21 protein-coding genes are annotated in these 23,755 nt (G+C 66.5%); 8 read left to right on the plus strand and 13 right to left on the minus strand.

Translation table 11 applies throughout. The features are described 5' to 3' along the window. The first annotated feature begins 31 nt into the window (after positions 1–31). Both IEV87_RS08195 and IEV87_RS08200 read left to right on the plus strand, forming a co-directional pair. Complete coding sequence (locus IEV87_RS08195; protein WP_188478376.1) at positions 32–1,156, plus strand: polysaccharide biosynthesis/export family protein; 1,125 nt, start codon at positions 32–34, stop codon at positions 1,154–1,156. A 4-nt stretch (positions 1,157–1,160) separates the two neighbouring features. Then, complete coding sequence (locus IEV87_RS08200) at positions 1,161–3,179, plus strand: capsular polysaccharide biosynthesis protein (protein WP_188477160.1); 2,019 nt, start codon at positions 1,161–1,163, stop codon at positions 3,177–3,179. A gap of 106 nt (positions 3,180–3,285) precedes the next feature. On the opposite strand, the gene ribD is transcribed toward IEV87_RS08200, so the two are convergent. The 11 genes from ribD to IEV87_RS08255 all read right to left on the minus strand — a co-directional run bounded on the left by ribD (position 3,286) and on the right by IEV87_RS08255 (position 16,928). Next, positions 3,286–4,389, minus strand: coding sequence for a bifunctional diaminohydroxyphosphoribosylaminopyrimidine deaminase/5-amino-6-(5-phosphoribosylamino)uracil reductase RibD (ribD, locus tag IEV87_RS08205; RefSeq protein WP_188477161.1), 1,104 nt, complete (start codon positions 4,387–4,389; stop codon positions 3,286–3,288). A gap of 18 nt (positions 4,390–4,407) precedes the next feature. Further along, positions 4,408–4,875, minus strand: a complete 468-nt coding sequence (gene nrdR / locus IEV87_RS08210; protein ID WP_188477162.1) for a transcriptional regulator NrdR — start codon at positions 4,873–4,875, stop codon at positions 4,408–4,410. A gap of 99 nt (positions 4,876–4,974) precedes the next feature. Next, complete coding sequence (locus tag IEV87_RS08215; protein WP_188477163.1) at positions 4,975–5,388, minus strand: secondary thiamine-phosphate synthase enzyme YjbQ; 414 nt, start codon at positions 5,386–5,388, stop codon at positions 4,975–4,977. 38 nt (positions 5,389–5,426) lie between these two features. Beyond that, the gene (locus IEV87_RS08220) at positions 5,427–5,708 is read right to left on the minus strand and encodes a hypothetical protein (protein ID WP_188477164.1); all 282 of its coding nucleotides are present in this window, start codon (positions 5,706–5,708) and stop codon (positions 5,427–5,429) included. A gap of 175 nt (positions 5,709–5,883) precedes the next feature. Then, positions 5,884–7,863 (minus strand): RNA polymerase sigma factor RpoD, encoded by a 1,980-nt coding sequence (gene rpoD, locus IEV87_RS08225; RefSeq protein ID WP_188477165.1) that lies wholly within the window; start codon positions 7,861–7,863, stop codon positions 5,884–5,886. A gap of 138 nt (positions 7,864–8,001) precedes the next feature. After that, positions 8,002–9,951, minus strand: coding sequence for a DNA primase (gene dnaG / locus IEV87_RS08230; RefSeq protein ID WP_188477166.1), 1,950 nt, complete (start codon positions 9,949–9,951; stop codon positions 8,002–8,004). Positions 9,952–10,193: 242 nt separating this feature from the next. Continuing rightward, entirely contained in the window at positions 10,194–10,733 is a 540-nt protein-coding gene (locus IEV87_RS08235; protein ID WP_229737481.1) for a sarcosine oxidase subunit gamma, read from the minus strand. Next, positions 10,726–13,638 (minus strand): sarcosine oxidase subunit alpha family protein, encoded by a 2,913-nt coding sequence (locus IEV87_RS08240; protein WP_188477168.1) that lies wholly within the window; start codon positions 13,636–13,638, stop codon positions 10,726–10,728. Before IEV87_RS08240 ends, IEV87_RS08235 begins: the two co-directional genes overlap by 8 nt. Next, positions 13,635–13,880: a sarcosine oxidase subunit delta gene (locus IEV87_RS08245; RefSeq protein WP_188477169.1), complete on the minus strand. Its 246-nt coding sequence runs from the start codon at positions 13,878–13,880 to the stop codon at positions 13,635–13,637. Before IEV87_RS08245 ends, IEV87_RS08240 begins: the two co-directional genes overlap by 4 nt. 59 nt (positions 13,881–13,939) lie before the next feature. Next, positions 13,940–15,193, minus strand: coding sequence for a sarcosine oxidase subunit beta family protein (locus IEV87_RS08250; protein ID WP_188477170.1), 1,254 nt, complete (start codon positions 15,191–15,193; stop codon positions 13,940–13,942). A 295-nt stretch (positions 15,194–15,488) separates the two neighbouring features. Then, positions 15,489–16,928, minus strand: a complete 1,440-nt coding sequence (locus IEV87_RS08255; protein ID WP_188477171.1) for a Glu/Leu/Phe/Val family dehydrogenase — start codon at positions 16,926–16,928, stop codon at positions 15,489–15,491. A gap of 296 nt (positions 16,929–17,224) precedes the next feature. Here IEV87_RS08255 and IEV87_RS08260 point away from each other — a divergent pair, with 296 nt between their 5' ends. The 3 genes from IEV87_RS08260 to IEV87_RS08270 are packed head-to-tail and all read left to right on the plus strand — an operon-like array spanning position 17,225 to position 19,793. Then, positions 17,225–18,649 carry a TadE/TadG family type IV pilus assembly protein gene (locus IEV87_RS08260; RefSeq protein WP_188477172.1) on the plus strand — a complete coding sequence of 475 codons (1,425 nt, stop codon included), beginning with the start codon at positions 17,225–17,227 and terminating at the stop codon, positions 18,647–18,649. Next, positions 18,649–19,185, plus strand: coding sequence for a TadE/TadG family type IV pilus assembly protein (locus IEV87_RS08265; RefSeq protein WP_188477173.1), 537 nt, complete (start codon positions 18,649–18,651; stop codon positions 19,183–19,185). The genes IEV87_RS08260 and IEV87_RS08265 overlap by 1 nt, the downstream gene beginning before the upstream one ends. Before the next feature lie 5 nt (positions 19,186–19,190). After that, positions 19,191–19,793: a TadE/TadG family type IV pilus assembly protein gene (locus IEV87_RS08270; RefSeq protein WP_188477174.1), complete on the plus strand. Its 603-nt coding sequence runs from the start codon at positions 19,191–19,193 to the stop codon at positions 19,791–19,793. Here the strand turns inward: IEV87_RS08270 and IEV87_RS08275 are convergent. After that, complete coding sequence (locus tag IEV87_RS08275; protein WP_229737482.1) at positions 19,790–20,275, minus strand: hypothetical protein; 486 nt, start codon at positions 20,273–20,275, stop codon at positions 19,790–19,792. The genes IEV87_RS08270 and IEV87_RS08275 overlap by 4 nt on opposite strands. A 179-nt stretch (positions 20,276–20,454) precedes the next feature. On the opposite strand from IEV87_RS08275, the gene IEV87_RS08280 reads away from it, so the two are divergent. After that, on the plus strand, positions 20,455–21,366 hold the full coding sequence (locus IEV87_RS08280) for a pirin family protein (protein ID WP_188477176.1): 912 nt from the start codon (positions 20,455–20,457) through the stop codon (positions 21,364–21,366). 71 nt (positions 21,367–21,437) lie between these two features. On the opposite strand, the gene IEV87_RS08285 is transcribed toward IEV87_RS08280, so the two are convergent. Continuing rightward, a complete protein-coding gene (locus IEV87_RS08285) occupies positions 21,438–22,025 on the minus strand; it encodes a TetR/AcrR family transcriptional regulator (RefSeq protein ID WP_188477177.1) in 588 nt (195 codons plus the stop codon). Positions 22,026–22,131: 106 nt separating this feature from the next. Here IEV87_RS08285 and IEV87_RS08290 point away from each other — a divergent pair, with 106 nt between their 5' ends. Further along, positions 22,132–22,374, plus strand: a complete 243-nt coding sequence (locus IEV87_RS08290) for a hypothetical protein (protein WP_188477178.1) — start codon at positions 22,132–22,134, stop codon at positions 22,372–22,374. An 86-nt stretch (positions 22,375–22,460) separates the two neighbouring features. Further along, entirely contained in the window at positions 22,461–23,747 is a 1,287-nt protein-coding gene (locus IEV87_RS08295; protein WP_188477179.1) for a homoserine dehydrogenase, read from the plus strand. Positions 23,748–23,755 lie beyond the last annotated feature (8 nt).

The following is a 23,755-nucleotide window of genomic DNA, read 5'->3' on the forward strand; positions in this document are numbered from 1 at the left end:
AGGTCGAGGAGACCGAGCAGTGAATTCCCCCATGTCCAGATGGGCAAGGCCCGTTGCGATTCTGGCGGCCGTTTCGATGGTTTCCGCCTGTAATGTGTTGCCCCGTGTCGGCCCGAACAAGCGCGAGATATTCGCAGGCTCCGTCCAGCAGCAGGGCGATGCTTTCGTCGTATCGGTCAACGACCGGGTGACGCGGGCGACGGCGGTTGCCCCCGCGCTCGGATTTTCCTCGGGCTTCATCAATGCCTCCGAACTCGGGTCGGACACGATCCGGCCCGGCGACACGCTTGGCCTGACGATCTGGGAAAACGTCGACGACGGGCTGCTGGCCGCCGAAGGGGCCAACGCCACCCTGCTGGAAGAAGTGCAGGTGGACGGCGCGGGCTTTATCTTCGTGCCCTACGCGGGCCGCATCCGCGCCGCTGGCAACAACCCGGAGGCGATCCGCCGCATCATCACCGCCAAGCTGGAAGAGCAGACGCCGGACCCGCAGGTGCAGGTGCGCCGCCTCGCAGGTGACGGTTCGACTGTGTCGCTGGTCGGGGCCATTGGGGCGCAGGGGGTCTTTGCCATCGAACGCCCGACCCGGACGCTGGCCGCGATGATCGCACGGGCCGGCGGGGTCACGATCAATCCGGAAATCGCCCGCGTCTCGGTCATCCGGGGCGGGCAGACCGGCACGATCTGGTTCCAGGACCTTTTCAAGAACCCGCAGCTCGACATCGCGCTGCGTGGCGGGGACAAGGTGCTGGTCGAAGAGGACACGCGCAAGTTCACCGCGCTTGGCGCGACGGGTTCGCAGTCGCTGGTGCCGTTCGAAACGCAAACATTGTCGGGGCTTGAGGCGATCGCGCAGGTCGGCGGCCTGCTGTCCAACGCCGCCGATCCCACGGGCGTCTTCGTGCTGCGGAATGAACCGGCGGAGATCGCCAATCAGGTGCTGGGCCGGGGCGATCTGATCGGCGCGCAGCGCATGGTCTACGTGCTGGACCTGACGCAGCCGAACGGGATGTTCCATGCCCGCGACTTCGCGATCCGCGACGGCGACACACTCTACGTCACCGAAGCGCCGTTCACCCAGTGGGACAAGGCGATTTCGGCACTGACCGGCACGCTGTCCTCGGTCAACACGGTGTCCACCGCCGCAGGGGGCTGACGCCGTGGCCTTCGGGTCCGATCCTGACGACGCCGCCGGAGACCACCTCCGGCGGCTTCGCTATTTCAACGCGGGGTTCCTGAAACAGGGCCGCGTGCGGCGCATCCTGTCGCTGGCCGGGTACGATCTGCGGCTTGGCCGGGTGCGTGACGGGGACGGCGTGGCGGTCTGGGGCCGATCCCCCTATGCCGGTCGGGGCGAGGCGGTGGCGGAGGCGACCGGCGCGCCGCTGGTCCGGGTCGAGGACGCTTTCCTGCGGTCAATCCATCCGGGGCGTGAGGGGGAGCCGCCGCTTGGCCTGGTGGCCGACACGCGGGGGATCTATTTCGACGCTGCGACGCCCTCGGACCTCGAAGTGCTGCTGAAAGAGCATCCGCTGGACGACACCGCCCTGCTGGATCGCGCCCGCGGCGGTATCGCGCGGCTGAAGGAAGGGCGGCTGTCCAAGTACAACTGTCACGACACGAACGCAGAGGCCCCTGCCCCCGGCTACGTGCTGGTGATCGACCAGACGCGGGGCGATGCCTCTGTCACCCACGGGGGCGCGGATGCGAATTCGTTCCGGGAAATGCTCTACTGGGCGCAGGAAGATCACCCCGCCGCCCGCATCGTCATCAAGACCCATCCCGAAAGCGGAGCCGGGCATCGTCCGGGCTATTTCGGCGCAGAGGACGAGACGGACAAGGTCACGCTCGTTTCCGGCCCCGTCGATCCCTGGACCCTGCTGGAGGGGGCGGCCGCTGTCTATTGCGTGACCTCCCAGATGGGCTTCGAGGCGATCCTTGCGGGACACCGTCCGGTGGTCTTCGGCCAGCCCTTCTATGCCGGCTGGGGCCTGACCGACGACCGCCACCCGATCCGGTTTCCGATGGCGCGGCGCGGGCGAAGCCTGACGCGGGTACAGATGTTCGCCTGCGCGATGCTGCTTTATCCCCACTGGTATCACCCCTGCGAGGATCGGCTGTGTTCCTTCGAGGAGGCATTGGACTGGCTGGAGGCCCGTGTCAGGGCATGGCGAGAGGACCAATCCGGCTGGCAGGCCGGGGGGATGCGCCTGTGGAAGCGTGGCGTGATGCAGCAATTCTTTGGCGCGGAACGGCGGGTGGTGTTTTCCGACGATCCACCGCAGGACGGGCGGCGGGTGATGGTCTGGGCAGGCAAGGCCGCCCCTGAGGCCGACGTGATGCGGGTTGAGGACGGATTCCTGCGCTCGCGCGGCCTTGGGGCGGCGCTGGTGCCGCCGCTGTCGCTGGCCTGTGACGACCTCGGCATCTATTACGATCCGACGCGGGAGAGCCGGCTGGAGCGGATGATCGCCGCCCGCGCCACCCTGCGCCCCGACCAGCAGTTGCGGGCTGAGGCTCTGGTGGCCGACCTGATCCGGCTTGGCCTGACCAAATATACTCTGGGCGGCGCTTTGCCCGCCCTGCCCGAAGGGCGGCGGATCCTCGTGCCCGGACAGGTGGAGGACGATGCCTCCATCCGGCTCGGCGCGGGGGATGTGGCAACCAACCTCGTCCTGCTTCGGGTGGTGCGGGAGGCCAATCCCGGCGCGGTGATCCTCTACAAGCCGCATCCGGATGTGGAGGCAGGGCTGCGCGACGGCGCGGTCGCGCGGGCGGAGGACTGGGCGGACATGGTGCTGCCGGGCGCGGATACGGCGGCGCTGCTGGATCAGGTGGAGGAGGTCTGGACGATGACCTCCCTCATGGGGTTCGAAGCCTTGTTGCGCGGGCTCAAGGTGACCGTCACGGGCACGCCCTTCTATGCGGGATGGGGCCTGACGACGGACCTTGGCCGGGTCCCGGTCCGGCGGCAGGCGCGCCCGACGATGCCGGGGCTCGCCCATGCGGCGCTGATCGACTACCCACGGTATTTCGATCCTGTTACGCGGCAGGCCTGTTCGGTCGAGACGGCGGTAAGGCGGCTCGCCGCGGCGGAGGTTTCGCGCGGGGGGCCGGGGCTTCGACTGCTGGCGAAGGCACAGGGGCTGGCGGCGGGGATGAGCTGGGTCTGGCGGTAGCTCGATCCGGCGTCCCGCCATCCGTAATCTTCGGTTGGATTGCCGGCATGGGGACAAACTGATCGGGCGGCCCCCCTCCCCCTTGAAGGCGAATACCAAGGGGGGGTCAGTCCCCCGCCCTCTCCCACATATGCAGCACGTCGCCGCCCAGTGGCCGGGCCTCGCGCAGGCGGAACCTCGGCGCCGCGGCCAGACGCCCCAGACCAAGCGCTCCGATCGCGGGAAGACCATCGGCACCGATGGTGACTCCGGCCGTCATGCCGACCAGTTCGTCCACCAGATCGGCGCCGAGCAATGCCGCGGCAAGCGCGCCGCCACCTTCGCAGAAGACCCGCGTCAGACCGGCCCCGCCAAGCGCCTGAAGCACCGAGGCGGGATCGAGCTGACCACCCTTCACGTCGCAGGCAAACAGCCGCGCGCCCAGCCCCTCCCACGTCCGGCGTAGCGTCGGATCGGTGTCGGGGCCATGGCAGAGCCAGACCGGCACCTGCTTTGCCGTGCGCGCCAGCGTGCTCATCAGCGGCAGGTCCAGCCGGCGGGAAACGACCACGCGCACCGGCTGCCGCGCGACGCCGAGATCCCGCACGGTCAGCGAAGGATCGTCCGCCCGCGCCGTTCCCGCCCCGACCATCACTGCGTCGTGGCGCAGGCGCATGGCGTGCACCAGACGACGTGCCTCCGGTCCGGTGATCCACTGGCTTTCCCCGGTCGCGGTGGCAATGCGGCCGTCGAAGGATGACGCCAGTTTCAGCGTCACGAAGGGGCGGCCAAGTTCGGTCTTCATGAAGAACCCGGCGTGGTCGCGCTCTGCCTCGTCCACCATCAGCCCGGTTGTGACCGCGATCCCGGCGGCGCGCAGTCGGTCAAAGCCCTGACCCGAGACGCGCGGATCGGTATCGGCCATCGGCGCGACGACGCGGGCGATCCCCGCGGCGATCAGCGCGTCGGTGCAGGGCGGCGTCTTGCCGTGATGCGAGCAGGGTTCGAGGGAGACGTAAGCGGTCGCGCCGCGCGCGGCTTCCCCGGCGTGTGCCAATGCCTGCGGTTCTGCGTGGGGGCGACCGCCCGGTGCCGTCCAGCCGCGCCCGAGGACGCGGCCATCTTTGACGATCACGCAGCCAACGGAGGGGTTGGGCCAGGTGGCCCCCTGCCCGCGCCGCCCGAGGGACAGCGCAAGCGCAAGATAGCGGCGGTCGTCGGAGGCGGTCATGGGGCCGCGCTCACCGGATCACTCTTCGGTCTGATTTTCCGGACGCAGTTCGCTGACGAACTTGTCGAAGTCATCGGCGGCCTGGAAGTTCTTGTAAACGCTGGCGAAGCGCACGTAGGCGACGGTATCGATCCGGGCCAGCGCCTCCATCACGATCTCACCGATGGCCTTGGAGGAAATGTCAGTCTCCCCCATGCTTTCGAGCCGACGCACGATGCCGGAGATCATCTGGTCGATCCGTTCGGGTTCGACCGGGCGTTTCTGCATGGAGATCCGGATGGAGCGTTCCAGTTTGTCGCGGTCGAAATCCTCGCGACGGCCGGAGGACTTGATGACGACGAGATCGCGCAGCTGCACGCGTTCGTAGGTCGTGAAGCGGCCCCCGCAGGCCGGGCAGAAGCGGCGGCGGCGAATCGAGACGTGGTCCTCGGCAGGCCGGGAGTCTTTCACCTGAGTGTCGATATTTCCGCAAAACGGGCAACGCATCGTGCTAGAATCCCCTTGAGTCCGCCGTCTTCATGGGGTTGGTCCCCCATTGTCCACAGCCACTATAGGACAGCCGCAAGAGATTGGGTAGGCCCGAATTCAGCCAGCGAAATGTGCTGCAATTTCGCGTCTGTGCGGGGCGGTCCGGTGTTCGACCACGAAAATTCCCTGCCATGTACCCAGACACGGGCGCCCGTCTGCCACCGGAATCGACAGGCTGACCGGCAGCAGCGCCGCCTTGATGTGGGCGGGCATGTCGTCGGGGCCTTCGTAGGTGTGGGTCAGATGTGCCATGGCGGGGTCGGTGGTGGGCGGGACAAGCCGGTGCAGGTCGTTGGTCAGGTCCGTCTGCACCTCAGGGTCGGCGTTTTCCATCACAAGCAGACTGGCAGAGGTATGACGGATGAAGAGTGTCAACAGTCCGTCGCCCTGCCCCGTCGTCCATCGCAGGACGTCGGGGGTGAATTCGTATAGGCCGGGGCCTTTCGTGGCGATGGTGAAGGTGGTCTGCATGGGCCGACCCTCGCCCGGAGGCATTGCAGGCGCAAGGCTCAGTCGTTCAGGGCGGAGGTGAACGGGGCGTCTTTCCCGACGACGGTGCAGCGGGGATCATAGTTCAGGCTGCCTTCCGGGAGGTTGAAGGCGCGGATGACGGCGAGTGCGCACTGAGCGGGATCGTCAGAGGCAACTTCGATCCGGATGGCGTCGGTGAGGATCACATCGGGAGCGGAGACTGCGACCGGCGTCGCAACGGTCTGCTCGGCGAACGCCGGGAATGCTGCCCCGCCAATGGCGGCGAAAAGTGCGACGGTTTTGATTGCGGCGGTTTTCATGGCAGCCTCCCTTGACCTGAGGGAGGAACGCACGGCCCGCGCGTCTGGTTTCGCTAACTGGTTAAACTTTACGCCATCCGGGCGAATTTTCGCTCGTGAGTGCGGTGCGGAGGGTCGGACCAATGCCGATCGTCTGCCAGAGGCGCGCGGATCCCGCGCGCCCCGGTTCCGGGGTTTATTGATCCAGGAACGACCGCAGCTTGCGCGACCGGCTCGGATGTTTCAGCTTTCTCAGTGCCTTTGCCTCGATCTGGCGGATGCGTTCACGGGTGACGGAGAACTGCTGACCGACCTCTTCGAGCGTGTGGTCGGTATTCATGCCGATGCCGAAGCGCATGCGCAGAACCCGCTCCTCCCGCGGGGTGAGGGAAGCGAGGACGCGCGTCGTCGTCTCCTTCAGGTTTTCCTGAATGGCGGAGTCCAGCGGCAGGATGGCGTTCTTGTCCTCGATGAAATCGCCAAGCTGGCTGTCTTCCTCGTCCCCGATCGGGGTTTCGAGGGAGATCGGCTCCTTCGCGATCTTCATGACCTTGCGCACCTTCTCCAGCGGCATCTGGAGCTTTTCGGCCAGTTCCTCGGGCGTGGGTTCGCGGCCTATCTCGTGCAGCATCTGGCGACCGGTGCGGACCAGCTTGTTGATCGTCTCGATCATATGGACCGGGATGCGGATCGTGCGCGCCTGATCGGCGATGGAGCGGGTGATCGCCTGACGGATCCACCACGTCGCGTAGGTCGAGAACTTGTAGCCGCGGCGGTATTCGAACTTGTCCACCGCCTTCATCAGGCCGATGTTGCCTTCCTGAATGAGATCAAGGAATTGCAGACCACGGTTGGTGTATTTCTTGGCGATGGAGATGACGAGGCGGAGGTTGGCTTCGACCATTTCCTTCTTGGCCTGCCGCGCTTCCTTTTCACCCTTCTGAACCTGGTTCACGATGCGGCGGAATTCGGAGATGTCGAGCCCGACGTACTGACCGACCTGCGCCATGTCGGTGCGCAGTTCCTCGACCTTCTCGGCAGAGCGTTCGATGAACATCTGCCAGCCCCGGCCCGGCTTTTCGCCCATGCGGTCCAGCCAGTTCGGATCCAGTTCGTGACCGCGGTATTCGTCGATGAATTCCTTGCGGTTGATGCGGGCCTGGTCGGCCAGCTTCACCATCGCGGAGTCGATCTGCATGATCCGGCGGTTGATGCCGTAGAGCTGGTCGATCAGCGCTTCGATCCGGTTGTTGTGCAGGTGCAGGCCGTTCACCAGTTCAACGATTTCCGAGCGCAGCTTCTGGTACTTCGCCTCGTCGGCGTCGTTGAAGCTGTTGTCCTCGTTCAGCGTGGCGGAGATTCGGCTGTCCTGAATTTCCGACAGAACGGAATAGTCGTGCGCGATGCGGTCCAGCGTTTCCAGCACGCGGGGCTTCAGCGCGGTTTCCATCGCGGCGAGGGACATGGAGGCCTGATCGTCCTCGTCCTCGTCGTCATCGCTCTGGATCGGGTTGCCGTCGGCATCGTATTCGGGATCGCTTTCGCCGGACTTCGCGGCGGGCGCGGCGCCGGAGTCGACAACGGGCGTGTCCTCGTCCCCTTCCATCGAGTCGCCGAAGGTGGTCTCAAGGTCGATCACGTCGCGCAGCAGAATGTCTTCGGACAGAAGTTCGTCGCGCCAGATCGTGATCGCCTGGAAGGTCAGCGGGCTTTCGCAGAGCCCGAGGATCATTGTGTTGCGCCCGGCCTCGATCCGCTTGGCGATGGCGATTTCGCCCTCCCGCGACAGGAGTTCGACGGACCCCATTTCGCGCAGGTACATGCGCACCGGGTCGTCGGTACGGTCCAGCTTCTCGCCGGTACCGGAGGACAGGGCGACATCGCGGTTGGACGAGGTTTCGACGACGGCGGTGGATTTCGCCTCCTCCTCCTCGACCTCGTCATCCTCGATGATGTTGATGCCCATTTCCGACAGCATGGACATCACGTCCTCGATCTGTTCGGAGGACGCCTGATCGGGCGGGAGCACCTGGTTGAGCTGGTCGTAGGTGATGAACCCGCGCTCGCGCGCCTCGGCGATCATCTTCTTGATCTGCGCCTGGCTGAGGTCGAGGGAAACTTCCTGTTCCTGCTCTTCCTCGTGCTGCTGCTCGTCGTCAGTGTCCTTGGGGGCCATGCTCTGCTCCTGTCTCTCGCGCCAGCTTCTGCCAGTCACGGGTCGGGCGTGATTCGCTTGGAACGAATCAATAGCGCGATTCGCGCCCTTGCACACCCGGTTAGCGTTAATTCTTTAGGGATCCGTTACCCAAATCGTTCACTTCTGGCGCTTGTCGAAGCGAATCGATCCCAGGATTGCCTCGAATGCGCCCTTCTCCTCCCGGCTGATTCGCGCCCCGTTGTCGCCGAGGTCGAAATCGCCCTTGTCCTTGCTTGGCGGCCGGGCCGCGCGTTCGACCGCGTCAGTTGCCGCGGTCAGGCGGTGCGTCACGGCTTCGTCCGCGGTGCCGGAAAGCTCCTCCTCCGCCTCGGCGATCTCGTCCTCCAGCCCGCGGCGGGCCTTCAGCTTGGCCAGTTCCTCCGCCAGCGTCATGCGGGCCAGGTCGACCTCTCCGGGACGGCGGACCGTCGGACAGATGGCCACATGGGGATGGGAGAACAGACGGTCAAGCGCCTCCGGACCCAGAGTATCGACAATTGTCTCTTTCATCGCCTCGGTGCCGTCGTGATACCGGCGCAGCACGATGTCGCGGATGGCGGAGTTGAGCGGGTCGTGACACTCCATCAGTTCAAGCTGGCCTTCGAAGGCGGGCACGGCCGAGGGAGTGGAGATCGCAGTGGCAAGGATCACCGCCTCGCGCAGGATCAGGTCCGCATCCGGTCCGGCGGCGGAGAGGTAGGAGGCGCGGGTTGTCGGGCGGGCGGCCTGCAGTTTCTGCTTGATCGACCACTTGCCGTTGGACCGGCCGAACTCGGTGCGCTGCGGGCGGAACAGCTGATAGCGCATCTCCTTGATTGCGTCGCCGTAGTGGCGGCGGAGCGAGAGGTCGGGGATCTTCCGGATCGCCTCGCGCAGGTCGCGGTCAAGCGCGGCGCGGCGTTCGGGGCTGTCGAAGCTCCTGCCCTCCGTCGCCTCGCGCCAGAGCAGATCAACCAGCGGGAAGGCGCGGTCCAGCACCTCCTGCATGGCGGCGGGCCCGCTGGCGCGGATCAGGTCGTCGGGGTCCTTGCCCTCGGGCAGCAGGGCAAAGCGCAGGGATTTGCCCGCCTCCATCAGCGGCAGGGCGACGTGCATGGTACGCATTGCGGCGCGCAGGCCCGCCTTGTCGCCGTCGAGCGCGATGACCGGTTCGGACGTGATCTGCCAGAGCATGGCAAGCTGGTGTTCGGTCACTGCCGTGCCAAGCGGGGCCACCGCGCCGCCGAACCCGGCAGAGGCCAGCGCGATCACGTCCATGTAGCCCTCGGCCACGATCAACGGCTGGCCCTTGCCCACGGCTTCGCGCGCGGGGCCGTGGTTGTAGAGACTGCGCCCCTTGTCGAAGAGCTCCGTTTCCGGAGAGTTGAGGTATTTCGCGTTGTCGTTCGGATCCATCGCCCGCCCGCCGAAGGCAATGCAGCGGCCGCGGGCGTCGCGGATCGGAAACATGATGCGGTTGCGGAACACGTCGTAGGGCTTCTTGCCCTTGTCCGAGGGCTTGGCGAGCCCTGCCTTGAGGATCATCTCCTCCGGCACGTCCTTGCCGCGCAGATGGTCCCAGAGCCCTTGCCAGCCCGCCGGGGCAAAGCCGATCTCGAACCGGTCTCGCATCTCTGCCGTCATGCCGCGCTTGTCGAGATAGGCGCGCGCATCGGCGGCGGCACCGGCGTTCAGCATCATGCGGTAGTGGCGCAGGGCCATCTCCATGACCTCGGCCAGCCCCTTGCGCTTTTCCGCCTGCTGCGCGGCGCGCGGGTCGCGGGCGGGCATTGGCATCCCGGCCTCCTGCGCCAGCGCTTCCACCGCCTCCATGAAGCCGAGGTTTTCGGATTGCATGAGAAAGTCGAAATGGCTGCCCTTGGCGTGGCAGCCGAAGCAGTAGAAGAACCCCTTGCGGTCGTCGACGTGGAAGGAGGCGGATTTCTCCTGGTGGAAGGGGCACGGAGCCCACCAGTCGCCCTTGCCCTGGTTGGACTTGCGCATGTCCCACATGACCTTTTTCCCGACAACCTGCGAAAGGCTGACGCGGGTGCGCAATTCGTCGAGGAAACCGGGCGGGAGACTCATGGAGCGATTATCCGGGGTCGGTCGCAGGGTGTCCAGCAGGTAGGGCGGGCGATCGGCGCACGGGTGCCGGGGGTGAGCCCCGGATCAGATCTGGGGATGACGCAGCGTGGAGAGGACCCGTCATCCCCGGGCTCGACCCACGGATATGGGGGGCCATGTCGATGTGCCGGGCTGAAGCCCGGCCTTCGCATTGCACGATCCAATGCCGTGGCCGTAGGCCGAGCTTCAGCCCGGCACACCGCTTACATGCCCACCACCGTCTCCATCGCCTCACTGACGGCATGCACCAATGTTCCGGCCATGGAGCGGAAGCCCATGATGCGCAGCGTCTCCGGGCCGGTCCGGGCGACGGCAACCATCATCGTGTGCAGCTCCGTCCGCACCGCCGCCCCCTCCGGGAAGGCCGCGTCGCGCAGATCGACGGGGACAAGGCGCGCCATGACTTCGGCGGCGCGGGGGCCAGTCAGGTCCAGAGCGACCCAGCTGTCCGACTGATCGGTGAGCGCGGCGGGCATCTCTGGCGCTTCTGTCCCGCTCAGCAGCCAAAGATCGCGCCCGAACCACTGGAGCGCCACGTCACCCGACACGACGCGCTGGCCGGTCGGCGGCAGAGCCAGACCGGTCGCAGCCTTCAGCGCCGCCGAGACCGCGGGCCCCTGCCCCGCGAACGGCGCGACGGAGGTCAGCGGGCCGGGATCGGCCAGCGTCAGTGTCATCCCGCCGTTCCGGACCGGCAGGGCACCGGTCAGCGGGGCGGAGGCGGCAAGAGAAAGTTTACCCACGGACACGCCCTCCCTCGGGATCGAAGAACACCGGATCACAGACCTCACAAAGCGTTTCGATCCCGCGCAGGTGATCAACCATGCGCACGGTGTCGCCATGCCGCTCCGGCCCCTCCTTCAGCAGGGCGAGGCCGACGAAATGGCCAAGGGTCGGGGAATAGGCGACCGAACTGACGGTGCCCTGCGCATTGGGGCGGGTCTTTTCCGCATCCGGTTCGAACAGGAAAGCGCCGGCGGTCAGCTGTTTCACCGCGCCGACGGGCCGGATGCCGACAAGGCGGGGGCGGTCCGGGTCGAGCAGCCCGTCGCGCTGTGCCGCCGCGCGGCCCACGAAATCCTTCTTCTTCGACATCATGCCCTGAAGGTTCAGGTCGTAGGCTGTCGTGCGTCCGTCCAGTTCTGCATGGGTCAGCAGGCCCTTTTCGACCCGCAGGACGTTCAGCGCCTCCATCCCGTAGGCCCCGCCGCCGCGCGCCTCTGCCTTTGCGACCAACTGCCGGAACAGGCTTTCGCCATAACGGGCGGGCACGGCGATCTCGTAGGCATGTTCGCCCGAGAAGGAAATGCGGAACAGCCGCGCCGGGATGCCCCCGACCGAGACCGCGCCACAGGACATGAAGGGCCAGGCGCCGTCGGCCATGGGTTCGTCGAGCACCTCGTTCAACAGAGCTCTTGCCTCCGGTCCGGCGACCGCAGTCTGCGCCCATTGCTCGGTGACCGAGATCATGCGGACATCGAGATCGGGGCGCAGCACCTGCGCGGCGAATTCCATCTGCTTCATCACCAGCCCGGCGGCGGCGGTGGTCGTGGTGACGACGAACTGCGTCTCGCCGATCCGGGCGCAGGTGCCGTCGTCCATGACATGCCCGTCCTCGCGCAGCATCAGGCCGTACCGGACCTTGCCGACCGGCAGCGTGGACATGGTGTTGGTGTAGACGAAATCGAGGAAGGCGGCGGCATCCGGCCCCTGCACGTCGATCTTGCCGAGGGTGGAGACGTCGCAGACCCCGACCCTCGTCCGAACCATACCGACCTCGCGGTCGCAGGATTGCCGCCAGGTGGTTTCGCCTGCGCGCGGGTAATAGGACGGGCGATACCACAGACCCGCCTCAATCAGCGGCGCGCCCATTGAAAGCGTGACGGCGTGCGAGGCGGTAAAGCGTTCGGGCGCAAAGCCCTTGCCCTGCCCCCCGGCGCCGAGCGCGGCGATGTGGATCGGCGCAAAGGGCGGGCGGAAGGTTGTCGTGCCGGTGCCGGGGATACTGCGCCCGGTCGCGTCGGCCAATACCGACAGGGCCGTCACGTTGCCCATGCGCCCCTGATCGGTCGCCATGCCCTGCGTGGTGTAGCGTTTCATATGCTCGACAGAGCGGAAGTTCTCCCGCGCCGCCTGGGCAATGTCCTTCACGGTCACGTCGTTCTGGAAATCGACCCACTTTCGCCCCTTGCCCGGAACGACCCAGAGCGGCATGGCCCCGGCGTCCGCTCCGTCCGCCTCCGGCAGATCGGGCAGCGCGCCGGTCAGGCCAAGCGACTCTGCCGCCGCCTGCCCCGCCGCCCGGCCCGCCGCGAGGCAGGCCGCCGTGGTCAGATCGCCGTTGCAGGCTCCGGTCGCGGTCATGCCCGGCACCGCCTCCGGAGCGGGAACAAAGGCGGCGACATCGTCGCGCCAGACCGGTCGTCCGTTCAGGTGGCAGGTCAGGTGCAGCGTGGGGTTCCAGCCGCCTGAAAGCGCAAGAAGATCGGCCTGCACCCGCTCCTCCCGTCCGTCGGCATGGCGGATCACCACGCCCTCGACCTCCCGGCCAAGGACACGTTCCACCACCGCGCCGGAGCGGAGCGGCATATCCTGCCCCCCCGTCACCGGGCGCGCATCGACTACGGCGGCAAGATGAACGCCCGCATCGCGCAGATCGGCGGCGGTGCGCATCACCTCGTCCGAGGCGCCGAAGACCACTGCGGTCTTGCCCGGCGCAACGGCAAAGCGGTTGAGATAGCTCCGCACCGCCCCCGCCATCATCACGCCCGGACGATCGTTGTTCGCCAGGGCGACGGGCCGTTCCGTCGCGCCCGCGGCAAGGACCGAGCGTTTCGCGACGATCCGCCAGAAGGTTTCCTGCATCCGGGCGCCCGGGGCATGACGCTGCAACGCGCCGAAGGTGCCCTGATCGTAGACGCCCGTGACCGTGGTCCGCGTCATCACCCGCACGTTCGGCATGGCCGAAAGCCGCGCCGCGATGTCCGCCGCCCAGCCCGCGCCGGACTGGCCGCCGACCCCCGCGCGTTCGGCATTCAGCCGTCCGCCCGGCAGGAAATCCTCATCGGCTAGGATCACGTCGGCCCCGGCTTCCGCCGCGGTCCACGCCGCCATCAGGCCCGTCGGCCCCGCGCCGATCACCAGCAGGTCGCAGAAGGCGAAGGCCTTGTCGAAGCGCAGGTCCGCGACTTCCTTCGACAACTGCCCGAGACCCGCTGCGCGCCGGATCACGGGTTCGAACACCCGCTCCCAGATCCGCGCCGGACCCATGAAGGTCTTGTAGTAGAAGCCCGCCCCGAGGAACGGCGAAAGCCAGTCATTGACCTCCATCACGTCAAAGCCGACAGAGGGCCAGGCGTTCTGACTGCGTGCGTCGAGCCCCTGATGCAGTTCCACCGTGGTGGCCCGTGCGTTCGGCTCCTGCCCCGCGCCGCGGCCAAGCGTGACCAGCGCGTTCGGCTCCTCGCTGCCCGCCGTAAGGATGCCGCGCGGGCGGTGGTACTTGAACGACCGCGCCACGGTGCGCAGACCGTTCGCCAGCAGGGCGGAGGCCAGCGTGTCGCCCTCCATGCCCGTGTAACCGTGCCCGTCGAACCGGAAACCAAGCTGCCGGTCGCGGTCGATCAGCCCGCCCTTCGCCAGTCTCATCGCGACACCTCCGCCACGGCAACGACCTCGTGGGTCCGGGTGTCCCGTTCCACCACCAGCCAGGCAGAGCAGCCCTTTTCGTGATACCACCACTCCCGCGACAGGCCCGCCGGGTTGTCGCGCAGGTGGATGAAGGCGTCCCATTCCGGTCCCCAGTCCCCCTCGGGCCGGTCGAGCACAGCGCCGCCATAAGTGAATTCGCGCAGGTCGCGCGCACCGCAATGAGGACAGGTCAGTCGCATGTGTTCTTCATCTTGCTAAAAATATCCCCGCCGGAGGCTCCTGTCCCCGCCATGACGCGCTAGTGCAGGTTGTGCTGCGCGCCCTTGCCTTCCTCGTCCATGATGCCGCGCCCGGTGAGGAACCGGTCCAGCCGGAAGCCCGTGGCACTGTCGTGATACCGGTCCGTCGCCAGCAGATGTGCCAGTGCGAAGCCAGATCCCGGCACCGCCTTGAAACCGCCGTAGCACCAGCCGCAGTCGAGATAGAGCCCCTCGATCGGGGCGCGGTCGATGATGGGTGAACCGTCCGGCGTCATATCCATGATCCCGCCCCAGCTTCGCAGCATCTTGGCGCGGCCGATCATCGGCATGAGCGTCATGCCGGCCTCCATCACGTGCTCGACCGTCGGCAGGTTGCCGCGCTGCGCATAGCTCGGGTAGAAATCCAGGTCGCCGCCGAATACCAGACCGCCCTTGTCGGACTGGCTGATATAGAAGTGACCCATGCCGAAGGTGACGACATTGTCGATCACCGGTTTCAGTCCCTCCGTGACGAATGCCTGAAGGATATGGCTCTCGATCGGCAGGCGCAGCCCGGCCAGCGCGGCGACCTGGCCGGAGCGACCCGCCGTGACGATGGCCACCTTGCGCGCGCGGATGGCGCCGCGGGTGGTCTGCACGCCGGTCACGCGCCCGCCCTCGCGGTCGATGCCGGTGACTTCGCAGTTCTGGATGATGTCGACGCCCCGGTCCGACGCCCCGCGCGCGAAGCCCCAGGCGACGGCATCGTGGCGGGCGGTGCCGCCGCGCGGATGGTAGAGACCGCCGTGGATCGGGAAGCGTCCGTTGTCGTGGTCGAGGTAGGGGAGCATCTTGCGCAGCTCCTCCCGCCCGAGGAGGATCGCGTCGTCGCCCTGGTTGATCATTGCGTTGCCGCGCCGGACAGCGGCATCGCGCTGGCCGTCGGAGTGGAACAGGTTGATGATGCCGCGCTGCGAATGCATCACATTATAGTTGAGATCGTCCTCCATCCGCTCCCACAGCTTGAGCGAGTGGGAATAAAATTCGGAATTGCCCGGCAGGAAGTAGTTGGCGCGCACGATTGTGGTGTTGCGCCCGACGTTGCCGCCGCCGATGTAGCCCTTTTCCAGCACCGCGACATTGGTGATCCCGTGCTGCTGCGCGAGGTAGAAGGCGGTGGCAAGGCCGTGGCCGCCGCCGCCGATGATGACGATGTCATAGGCGGGCTTGGGTTCGGGGTCCCGCCAGTGCGGGCCCCAGCCCTTGTTGCCGGTCAGCCCTTCCCTGAGAATCCGCAGTGCATTGAAGCGCATGATACCTCCGCCGTCGCGGGCGACCAAAGCAGGGCGCGCGGGGGATTGCAACGGGCGGCGGCGACACGAAAGCGTCGGTTCACGACGTGCCCAAGGATTGACCGGATCGATGCTTTGCGGGGGTGGGTTCGGGCTTCGGTGACCCGGCGCCTTTCAAGACGCTGTCATCCTCGGGCTTGACCCGAGGATCTTCCCGGCACGAGATCCTCGGATCAAGCCCGAGGATGACGGTGGTGCGAAGTGGCCAGGGTCCGCCGGGCCAAGCCCGAGTATGACGGTAAGCCCGCAACGGCAGTTACAGCCCCTTCGCGCGGTAGCTTGCCGCGACGCGGCCGATGGCGACGAGGTAGGCGGCGGTGCGGTAGTCGTGCACGTCCTCGCGCGTGTTCATCACCGCACGCATCGACTGGAAGGCGGTGCGCATCGTGTCGTCGAGGCCGGAGCGGACCAGTTCCAGTTCGTCCGCCCCGCGCAGGTACTTCTTCTTGAAGTCCGGAGAGATCGACCAGGCGTTGCCGAGGTAGCGGTCGAGCCGTTCGAGTTCGGCGACGATCAGTTCATGCCGCGCCTCCTCCTGCCGGCGCTGCATCCGGCCGAACCGGATGTGCGACAGGTTCTTGACCCATTCGAAATAGGATACCGTCACCCCGCCCGCGTTGGCGTAGAGGTCGGGGATGATGACGACCCCGCGTTTCTTCAGCACGTCGTCCGCACCGGCGGTTACTGGGCCGTTCGCGGCCTCGATGATGAGCCTGGCAGAGATTCGTTCGGCGTTGCCGAGGTTTATGACCCCCTCCATCGCCGCCGGGATGAGGATGTCGCAGTCCTGCTCCAGAAGCGCCGCGCCGTCATCGTGATAGCGCGCACCGGGATAGCCGGTGACGCCGCCATGGCGGGTGATCCATGCCTTGAGGTCTTCCACGTCGATGCCGTCGTTGTTGAAGACCGCGCCGTCATGTTCGATCACGGCGGTGATGTAGCAGCCGTCCTCCTCGCTCAGGAATTTGGCGGCGTGATAGCCGACGTTTCCGAGACCCTGCACGATCACCGTCTTGCGGTCGAGCGTGCCTTCGAGCCCCGCGCGCTTCACATCCGCCGGGTCGCGGAAGAATTCGCGCAGGGCGTATTGCACGCCCCTGCCCGTCGCCTCCGTCCGGCCCGCGATGCCGCCGCCGTTGATCGGCTTGCCGGTGACGCAGGCGTTGCCGTTTATGTCGGTGGTGTTCATCCGCTTGTACTGGTCGGCGATCCAGGCCATCTCCCGCTCCCCAGTGCCCATGTCGGGCGCGGGGACGTTCTGGGCGGGGTTGATCATGTCGCGCTTGATCAGCTCGTAGGCGAAGCGGCGGGTGATCTGCTCCAGCTCATGCTCCTCCCACTCCCTCGGGTCGATGCAGAGACCGCCCTTGGAGCCGCCGAAGGGCGTTTCCACCAGCGCGCACTTGTAGGTCATGAGGGAGGCCAGCGCCTCGACCTCGTTCTGATTGACCGAGAGCGCGTAGCGGATGCCTCCCTTCACGGGCTCCATATGTTCGGAATGAACGGAGCGGTAGCCGGTGAAAGTGTGGATCTGGCCGCGCAGCCGGACGCCGAAGCGCACGGTATAGGTGGCGTTGCAGACGCGGATCTTTTCCTCCAGTCCGGGCGAAAGGTCCATCAGGGCCACCGCGCGGTTGAACATCATGTCGACGCTCTCGCGGAAGCTCGGCTCCTGGATCGGCAGGGTCTGGGTCATGGGGGATCCTCCTTTTACCCGGGACACTAGCACCGGCCCGGCATCTGTAACCCGCAATTTCTGACTTTTTTGCAAAAGCACCTGAACCCGTTTCGCCCGCCGCAGCGCGGCACAGAGACAATCCCCGCGATCCCGGCGGAGACGTTGCCGGAAAAGGCCTTTTCCACGCGGGTTCCGCAATACGGACAAATTTCAGCCCGATTCCGGCGCTATTCCCGATCTGCAAAGGCCGAAATCCGCCTATCGCCACCGCGCCGCCCCGGCGTGGCGGCCAGACGCGGCCCAAGAGGTGAACCATGAACGGTACGTTCCGACCGACCCCGAGGATCACGCAGATCCGGACCCGGCTTCGCGGGCAGATGACCCGCTTCGTCACCCGCTTCGTCCGGGCCGAGGACGGGGTGATGCTGTCGCTCGTCGTGTTCATGCTTCTCATCATGATGGTGGTGGCCGGCATCGGCGTCGAGATCATGCGCACCGAGATGGAGCGCACCCGCCTTCAACAGACGATCGACAGCGCCACGCTCGCGGCGGCGCACAAGGACAACACGCTGGACCCGAAGGCGGTTGTTAAGGACTATTTCGCCAAGGCCAAGCTGGCCTCCTACATCAACGACAGCGACATCAAGGTCGAAGGCGCCGGCACCGCCCGCGCGGTCGAGGTGCGCCTGCAGGCGAATGTGAAAACGCCGTTCCTGAAACCGCTTGGCTATGACACCTTCTCCGTTCCCGCGGCAGGTCGGGCGGAACAGGCCATGGGCAACTCCGAAGTGTCGCTCGTGCTCGATATCTCGGGCTCCATGGACGAGAACTCCAAGATGACGCGCCTGCACAAGGCGGCGAAGGAATTCGTCGACACCGTGCTGATCGACGACGCGAAGGACCGGGTGTCCCTGTCCGTCGTGCCCTATACCGGCGACGTGAACGCGGGCTGGGAAATCTTCCGCCGCATGAACGTGCGCCAGCTGCACAACTATTCCTACTGTGTGCAGTTCACGCAGCCCGACTTCTCGACCACCACGATCGACCCGTCCAAGGCCTACCTGCAGGGACAGTACTTCAGCCACGTCGACCGCGACTTCAAGTTCATCTCCTGCCCGACCAACGACTACGAACGGATCACCCCGTTCAGCCAGAACCGGACCGCGCTGAAGGCCCAGATCGACAAGATGACGGGGCGCGAGCGGACGTCGATCCATATCGGGATGAAGTGGGGCGCCGGGCTGCTCGACCCCGCTTTCAGGCCGCTCATCAACGGCCTTGTCGACAACGGCATCGTCGACACCGCCTTCCGCGACCGTCCTTCGGACTTTGGCGGGCAGACCACAAAGATCATCGTGGTGATGACCGACGGGTACAACACGGAATCCAACCGGATCAAGGACTTTGCCTACGACACGCCGGACATGCGCGCCTTCTTCGCGAAGTATCCCCTGAACGATCTTGACGGGGTTATCGACAGCAGCGTCCGGTCCTCACTCTACGAGGTCTACTACACCGGGACCCTGGCCGACCAGATGATGAAGAACATCTGCACCGCCGCGAAGAACAACGGGATATTCATCTATTCCATCGGGTTCGAGATCGACAACACCTCGGCCGGGAAGATGCAGGCCTGCGCATCCTCGCCCAACCACTTCTACCGGGTGGAGGGGGTGCAGATCTCGGACGCCTTCTCCTCCATCGCACGGCAACTCAAACAGTTGAGGCTGACCTTCTGATGCGTTTCCTTCCCAAACTCTTCCCGCGCCGCTGGCTGAAGGATGAGTCGGGCGCCGTGGTCGTGGACTTCGCGATCATGCTGCCGGTCTTCCTGATGCTGATGCTCTCCTCCGTCGAGATGGGGATGATGACCTTCCGCCAGACGATGCTGGAGCGCGGGCTGGACATGGCCGTGCGGAACCTGCGGCTCGGGCTCTATTCCTCACCGACCCATGCGGCGATGAAGAAAGAGATCTGCCGTTTCGCAGGGTTTCTGCCGGACTGCGAAGACAGTCTGCGGCTGGAGATGCGGCCGCTGAACCTGCGCAGCTACACGACCATCCCGAAGGAAGCCGACTGCATCGACAAGTCCGAAGAGATCAAACCGGTGCGCCAGTTCACCAACGGCGGCGCCAACCAGCTGATGATCATGCGCGCCTGCATCAAGATTTCGCCGGTCTTCCCGGCGGTCGGGCTGGGCGGGCAGGTCCAGAAGGACGGCAATGGCGACTATTCGCTGTTCTCCGTCTCCGCCTTCGTGAACGAACCGACGTGAGCGCCATGACACAGATCCGTCCCTCCGCCCTACGCCTTGCCCGGCTGCGCCTGCGCTTCGCCGCCAGGGATTTTGCCCGCGACACCCGCGGTATCGTGGCCGTGGAGTCGATCATCCTGCTGCCGATCCTGATCTGGGGCTACGTGGCAATGTTCAGCTTCTTCGACATGCTCCGGATGAAGAGCATCAACCAGAAGGCCGCCTTCACCATCGCGGATGCCTATTCGCGTGAATCGGCGCTGATCACGGAAACCTATGTCGACAGCTCCTTCTCCCTGTTCAAGGAATTGACGCGCACCAACAACCCGACGGTCCGCGTGTCGGTGCTGACCTACGACGAGACGACGGACAAGTACGGCGTGGTGTGGTCCAAGCGGCGCGGGTCCTCCTCGGTCACAGCGCTGAACGACAACACGGTGAACACGATCCGGACGCAGCTGCCGGTGGTGGCCTCGGGGGACCAGTTCATCTTCATGGAGACCTGGAACGACTATGTCATCCCGTTCAAGATCGGCATGGACAACTTCAAGATGAAGGCGCAGGTCATCATGAACCCGCGCATCACCGGTCAGCTCAAGTTCGACGACGGTTCGGGCGGGACGAGCTAACCGGCGGACTGTTCCGCCTGACGCTCTGCCAGCCGCACCGCGATGATGTCGGCCATCAGTTTGGCCTCTGCCGCGCGGGTAATGCCGCCGACACCGATCCTCCGGCCCATGCGCCAGTAAAGCCCCGGCTTCCAGAGCCGGGGCTGTTTCGTCGCGGTGCGCAGGAGGAACCCGTTGGAGGGCTTGAAGGCGAAGGTGCCGCGGTCCACCGACAGGATGTCGTCGGCCCGTGCAAGGCAGGTGCCGTCGGCGTCGAACAGGCCGTCCCCGGTCAGGCGCAGGCCGTGGCGGGTGGCGCGATACATGGCCCAGGCGGCTGCCAGCGAGGCCAGCCCCATGACCAGCACCATCGCGTCCAGCCAGCTGCCTCCGGCCCCGGCCAGCGCCATGCGCAGCAGCAGCACGCCCAGACCCGCCAGCACGCCGACCCCGAAGACCCGCCGCGCGGGAGAGACCGTGAGTTCGGCCAGGCTGTCGTTCATCGCGTCCTCCGTCATGACCGGGCCGGGTTAGGCGAGGGCCGCGCCCATGGCAAGCCCGTCCTTGCCCCGGGCACCCTGCTGTGAGCGGGCGCACAGACCCCCTGCCCGCGCGAACCGTTCGCCATCTTCCGCCCGGCGCGGTGCATCCCTAGATTGACGGCAACGAAAGGAGGTGGCCCATGTCCATCCGACCGACACTCGAAACCCGCCGCGCCCAGCCCACGATGGAGGGCGCCGGGGTCAAACTGCACCGCGCCTTCGGCTTCCATGATCCGAGCGAGCTGGATCCGTTCCTGCTGTTCGACGATTTCCGCAACGAGAACCCGCGCGACTACCAGGCCGGTTTTCCCTGGCACCCGCACCGGGGGATCGAGACGATCACCTATGTGCTGTCGGGCACGGTGGATCATGCGGACAGCCTGGGCAATACCGGGTCTCTCGGTGCCGGTGACGTGCAGTGGATGACCGCCGGGTCCGGGATCCTGCATCAGGAAATGCCGCAGGGGAACCTGTCGGGGCAGATGCACGGTTTCCAGCTCTGGGCGAACCTTCCGGGCGATCTGAAGATGACCGCGCCGCGGTATCAGGACGTCGAGGCCAAGGAGATCCCCGAGATCATCGACGACGACGGCACCGCCGTGCGCGTCGTGGTCGGATCGTTCTGGGGCAAGCGCGGGCCGGTGGACGGAATCGCGGCGGATCCGCAGTACCTCGACATCTGGGTGCCGCCGGGGGTGAAGAAGACCCTTCCGGTCGACACCTACCGCCGCGCCTTCGCTTATGTATTCGAAGGGTCGGCGGCCTTCGTCGATGCCTCCGCCCCGACCGGCGTGCTGCTGGAGAAGGAAGTGAAAGGCCAGGAAGTCAACATTCGCGACATGTCCGGCGACCGGACGCTGGTGCGGTTCGGAACCGGCGACGCGATCACGGTGCAGGCCGGGGAACAGGGCGTCCGCTTCCTGCTCATCTCTGGTGCGCCGATCCAGGAGCCGGTGGCCTGGCACGGACCGATCGTCATGAACACGGAGGCCGAGCTTCAACAGGCCTTTCGTGAGCTTCGGAACGGGACGTTCATCAAACCCGCACACTGAGGCGGGGAGTCCCCCTCGCCCCACCCCTCTCCCCTCGGGTGAGAGGATTGGGGTGAGGGGGCTGTCCGCCCCTACCCCGTCACCAGCCGCCGCGTCATGTCCCAGTAGACATCTTCGACCTCCGACAGGCTCAGCCGGCCGCTCTGGCGGAACCAGGTGTTCACCCCGGTGAGCATGGCGATGATCGCCATCGTGGCGATGCGCGGCTCCGCGATGCGAAACGCCCCCGCCGCCTGCCCTGCGGAAAGGATCGCGCTCAACCGGTCTTCGTAGCGATGCCGCAGGGTTTCCACTGTCGCAAAGTTGTCGGGCGTGAGGTTGCGCAGCTCCATGTAGGCGATGAAGACCGCGTCGGGGCGTTCGGCGTGATAGCGGATGTGGAACCGGGCAAAGGCCTCGAGCGCCTGCATCGGGTCCGCGGGCCTGTCCTCTGCCGCCTGCGCGGCGAGCAGGGCGTCGAGATGCGCGGTCATCAGGTCGAACAGCAGGCTCTGCTTGTCCGGCGTATAGTTGTAGAGCGCGCCGACCTGCACCCCCACCTCAGCCGCGATCTGGCGCATCGACACCGCCGCGTATCCGTGGCGGGCAAACAGTTCCTGCGCGGCCTCGCGGATCCGGGGCGCGGTCAGGGCGGAGTGGGATCCTGCGGTGCGGGCCATGCCCCGTTGTAACTGAACGCATGTTCAGATCAAGGCGCGATCGGGGCCGCTTGCCCTGCCCCGGCGGATCCGTCAGGGTCGGCCGCAACGTGACGGGAGATGCAAGATGAGGCGACGGTTCATGCTGCCGGGCATATTGCTGGCAACGCTCTGCGCCTGCGCGGAGTTTCCCGACCTTGGCCGCACGGTGCCCGAGGCTGAGCTGGACGGGGCCTATCCCCCTCTGGTTCCGGTGCAGGGACTGCTGGCGCAGGGAGAGCAGACGCGCATCGCCGAGGGCGAGGACGCCGCGCTCGAGGCGCGGGCGGCGGCGCTCAGGGCACGGGCGGCGCGGCTGCGTAACCGCTGAGCGCGGGACGCACCGGGGCCAGCCGCGTTGCATGGCCCCCGCGAAACCGCTAGAGCCGCGTCAGGTACAGGAACGGAGTTTTGGGCATGAGCGGCACTTTGCGTCTGGGGATCGCCGGGCTGGGAACGGTTGGCGTCGGAGTGGTGAAGATCATCCGGCGCGAGGCGGCGCTGCTGACTGCCCGCACCGGAACCGAGATCACGATTTCCGCCGTGTCCGCCCGGACCCGCGACAAGGATCGCGGCGTGTCGCTGTCGGGCTACGACTGGGAAGACGATCCGGTCCGGCTGGCGACACGGGACGACGTGGATGTCTTTGTCGAACTCATGGGCGGGTCGGACGGCCCTGCAAAGGCGGCGACCGAGGCCGCGCTGAAGGCGGGCAAGGACGTGGTGACCGCCAACAAGGCGATGCTGGCCGTGCATGGTCAGGCGCTGGCCGAACTGGCCGAGGCACAGGGCCGCGTGATCCGCTACGAAGCCGCCGTCGCGGGGGGGATCCCGGTCATCAAGTCGCTGGTCGAGGGGCTGGCGGGCAACGAGATCACCCGCGTCATGGGCGTGATGAACGGCACCTGCAACTATATCCTCACGCGCATGGAGGAGGCCGGGCTGCCCTACGAGACCGTGTTCGAGGAGGCGAACCAGTTGGGCTACCTCGAGGCCGATCCGGAGCTGGACGTGGGCGGCATCGACGCCGGGCACAAGCTTGCGATCCTCGCGGCCGCCGCCTTCGGCACGCGGGTCAATTTCGACGCGATCGAGCTTGAGGGCATCGGCCGGCTGACGATCGAGGATATTCGCGCGGCGGGCGACATGGGCTACCGGATCAAGCTGCTTGGCGTGGCACGGATGACCGGGCGCGGGCTGGAACAGCGGATGTCGCCCTGCCTCGTGCCGATGACCTCTCCGCTCGGTCAGCTGCGCGGCGGAACGAACATGGTGGTGCTGGAGGGCAAGGCGGTGGAGCAGATCGTGTTGCGCGGCCCCGGCGCGGGTGAAGGCCCGACGGCCAGCGCGGTGATGGCGGATGTCTGCGACATCGCGCGAGGCATCCGGCTGCCGGTGTTCGGCCAGCCCGCAACGACGCTTGCCGACGCCGTGCCGGCGCGGTCGGTAACGCCGGCGGCCTATTACCTGCGGATGACGCTTCAGGACAAGCCCGGCGCGCTGGCCAAGGTCGCGGCGGTGCTGGGCGAGGCCGGGGTGTCGATCAACCGCATGCGCCAGTACGACCACGAGGGCGACGGCGCGCCGGTGCTGATCGTGACGCATCGGACCTCGCGCATGGCGCTGGACGAAGCCCTGGCGGCGATGGACCGGACCGGGGTCGTGGACGGGACACCCGTGGCCATCCGCATCGAGGAAGTCTGAGGTCCGGT

This window comes from Primorskyibacter flagellatus (genome assembly GCF_014638275.1).
GTDB lineage: Bacteria > Pseudomonadota > Alphaproteobacteria > Rhodobacterales > Rhodobacteraceae > Pseudooceanicola > Pseudooceanicola flagellatus_A.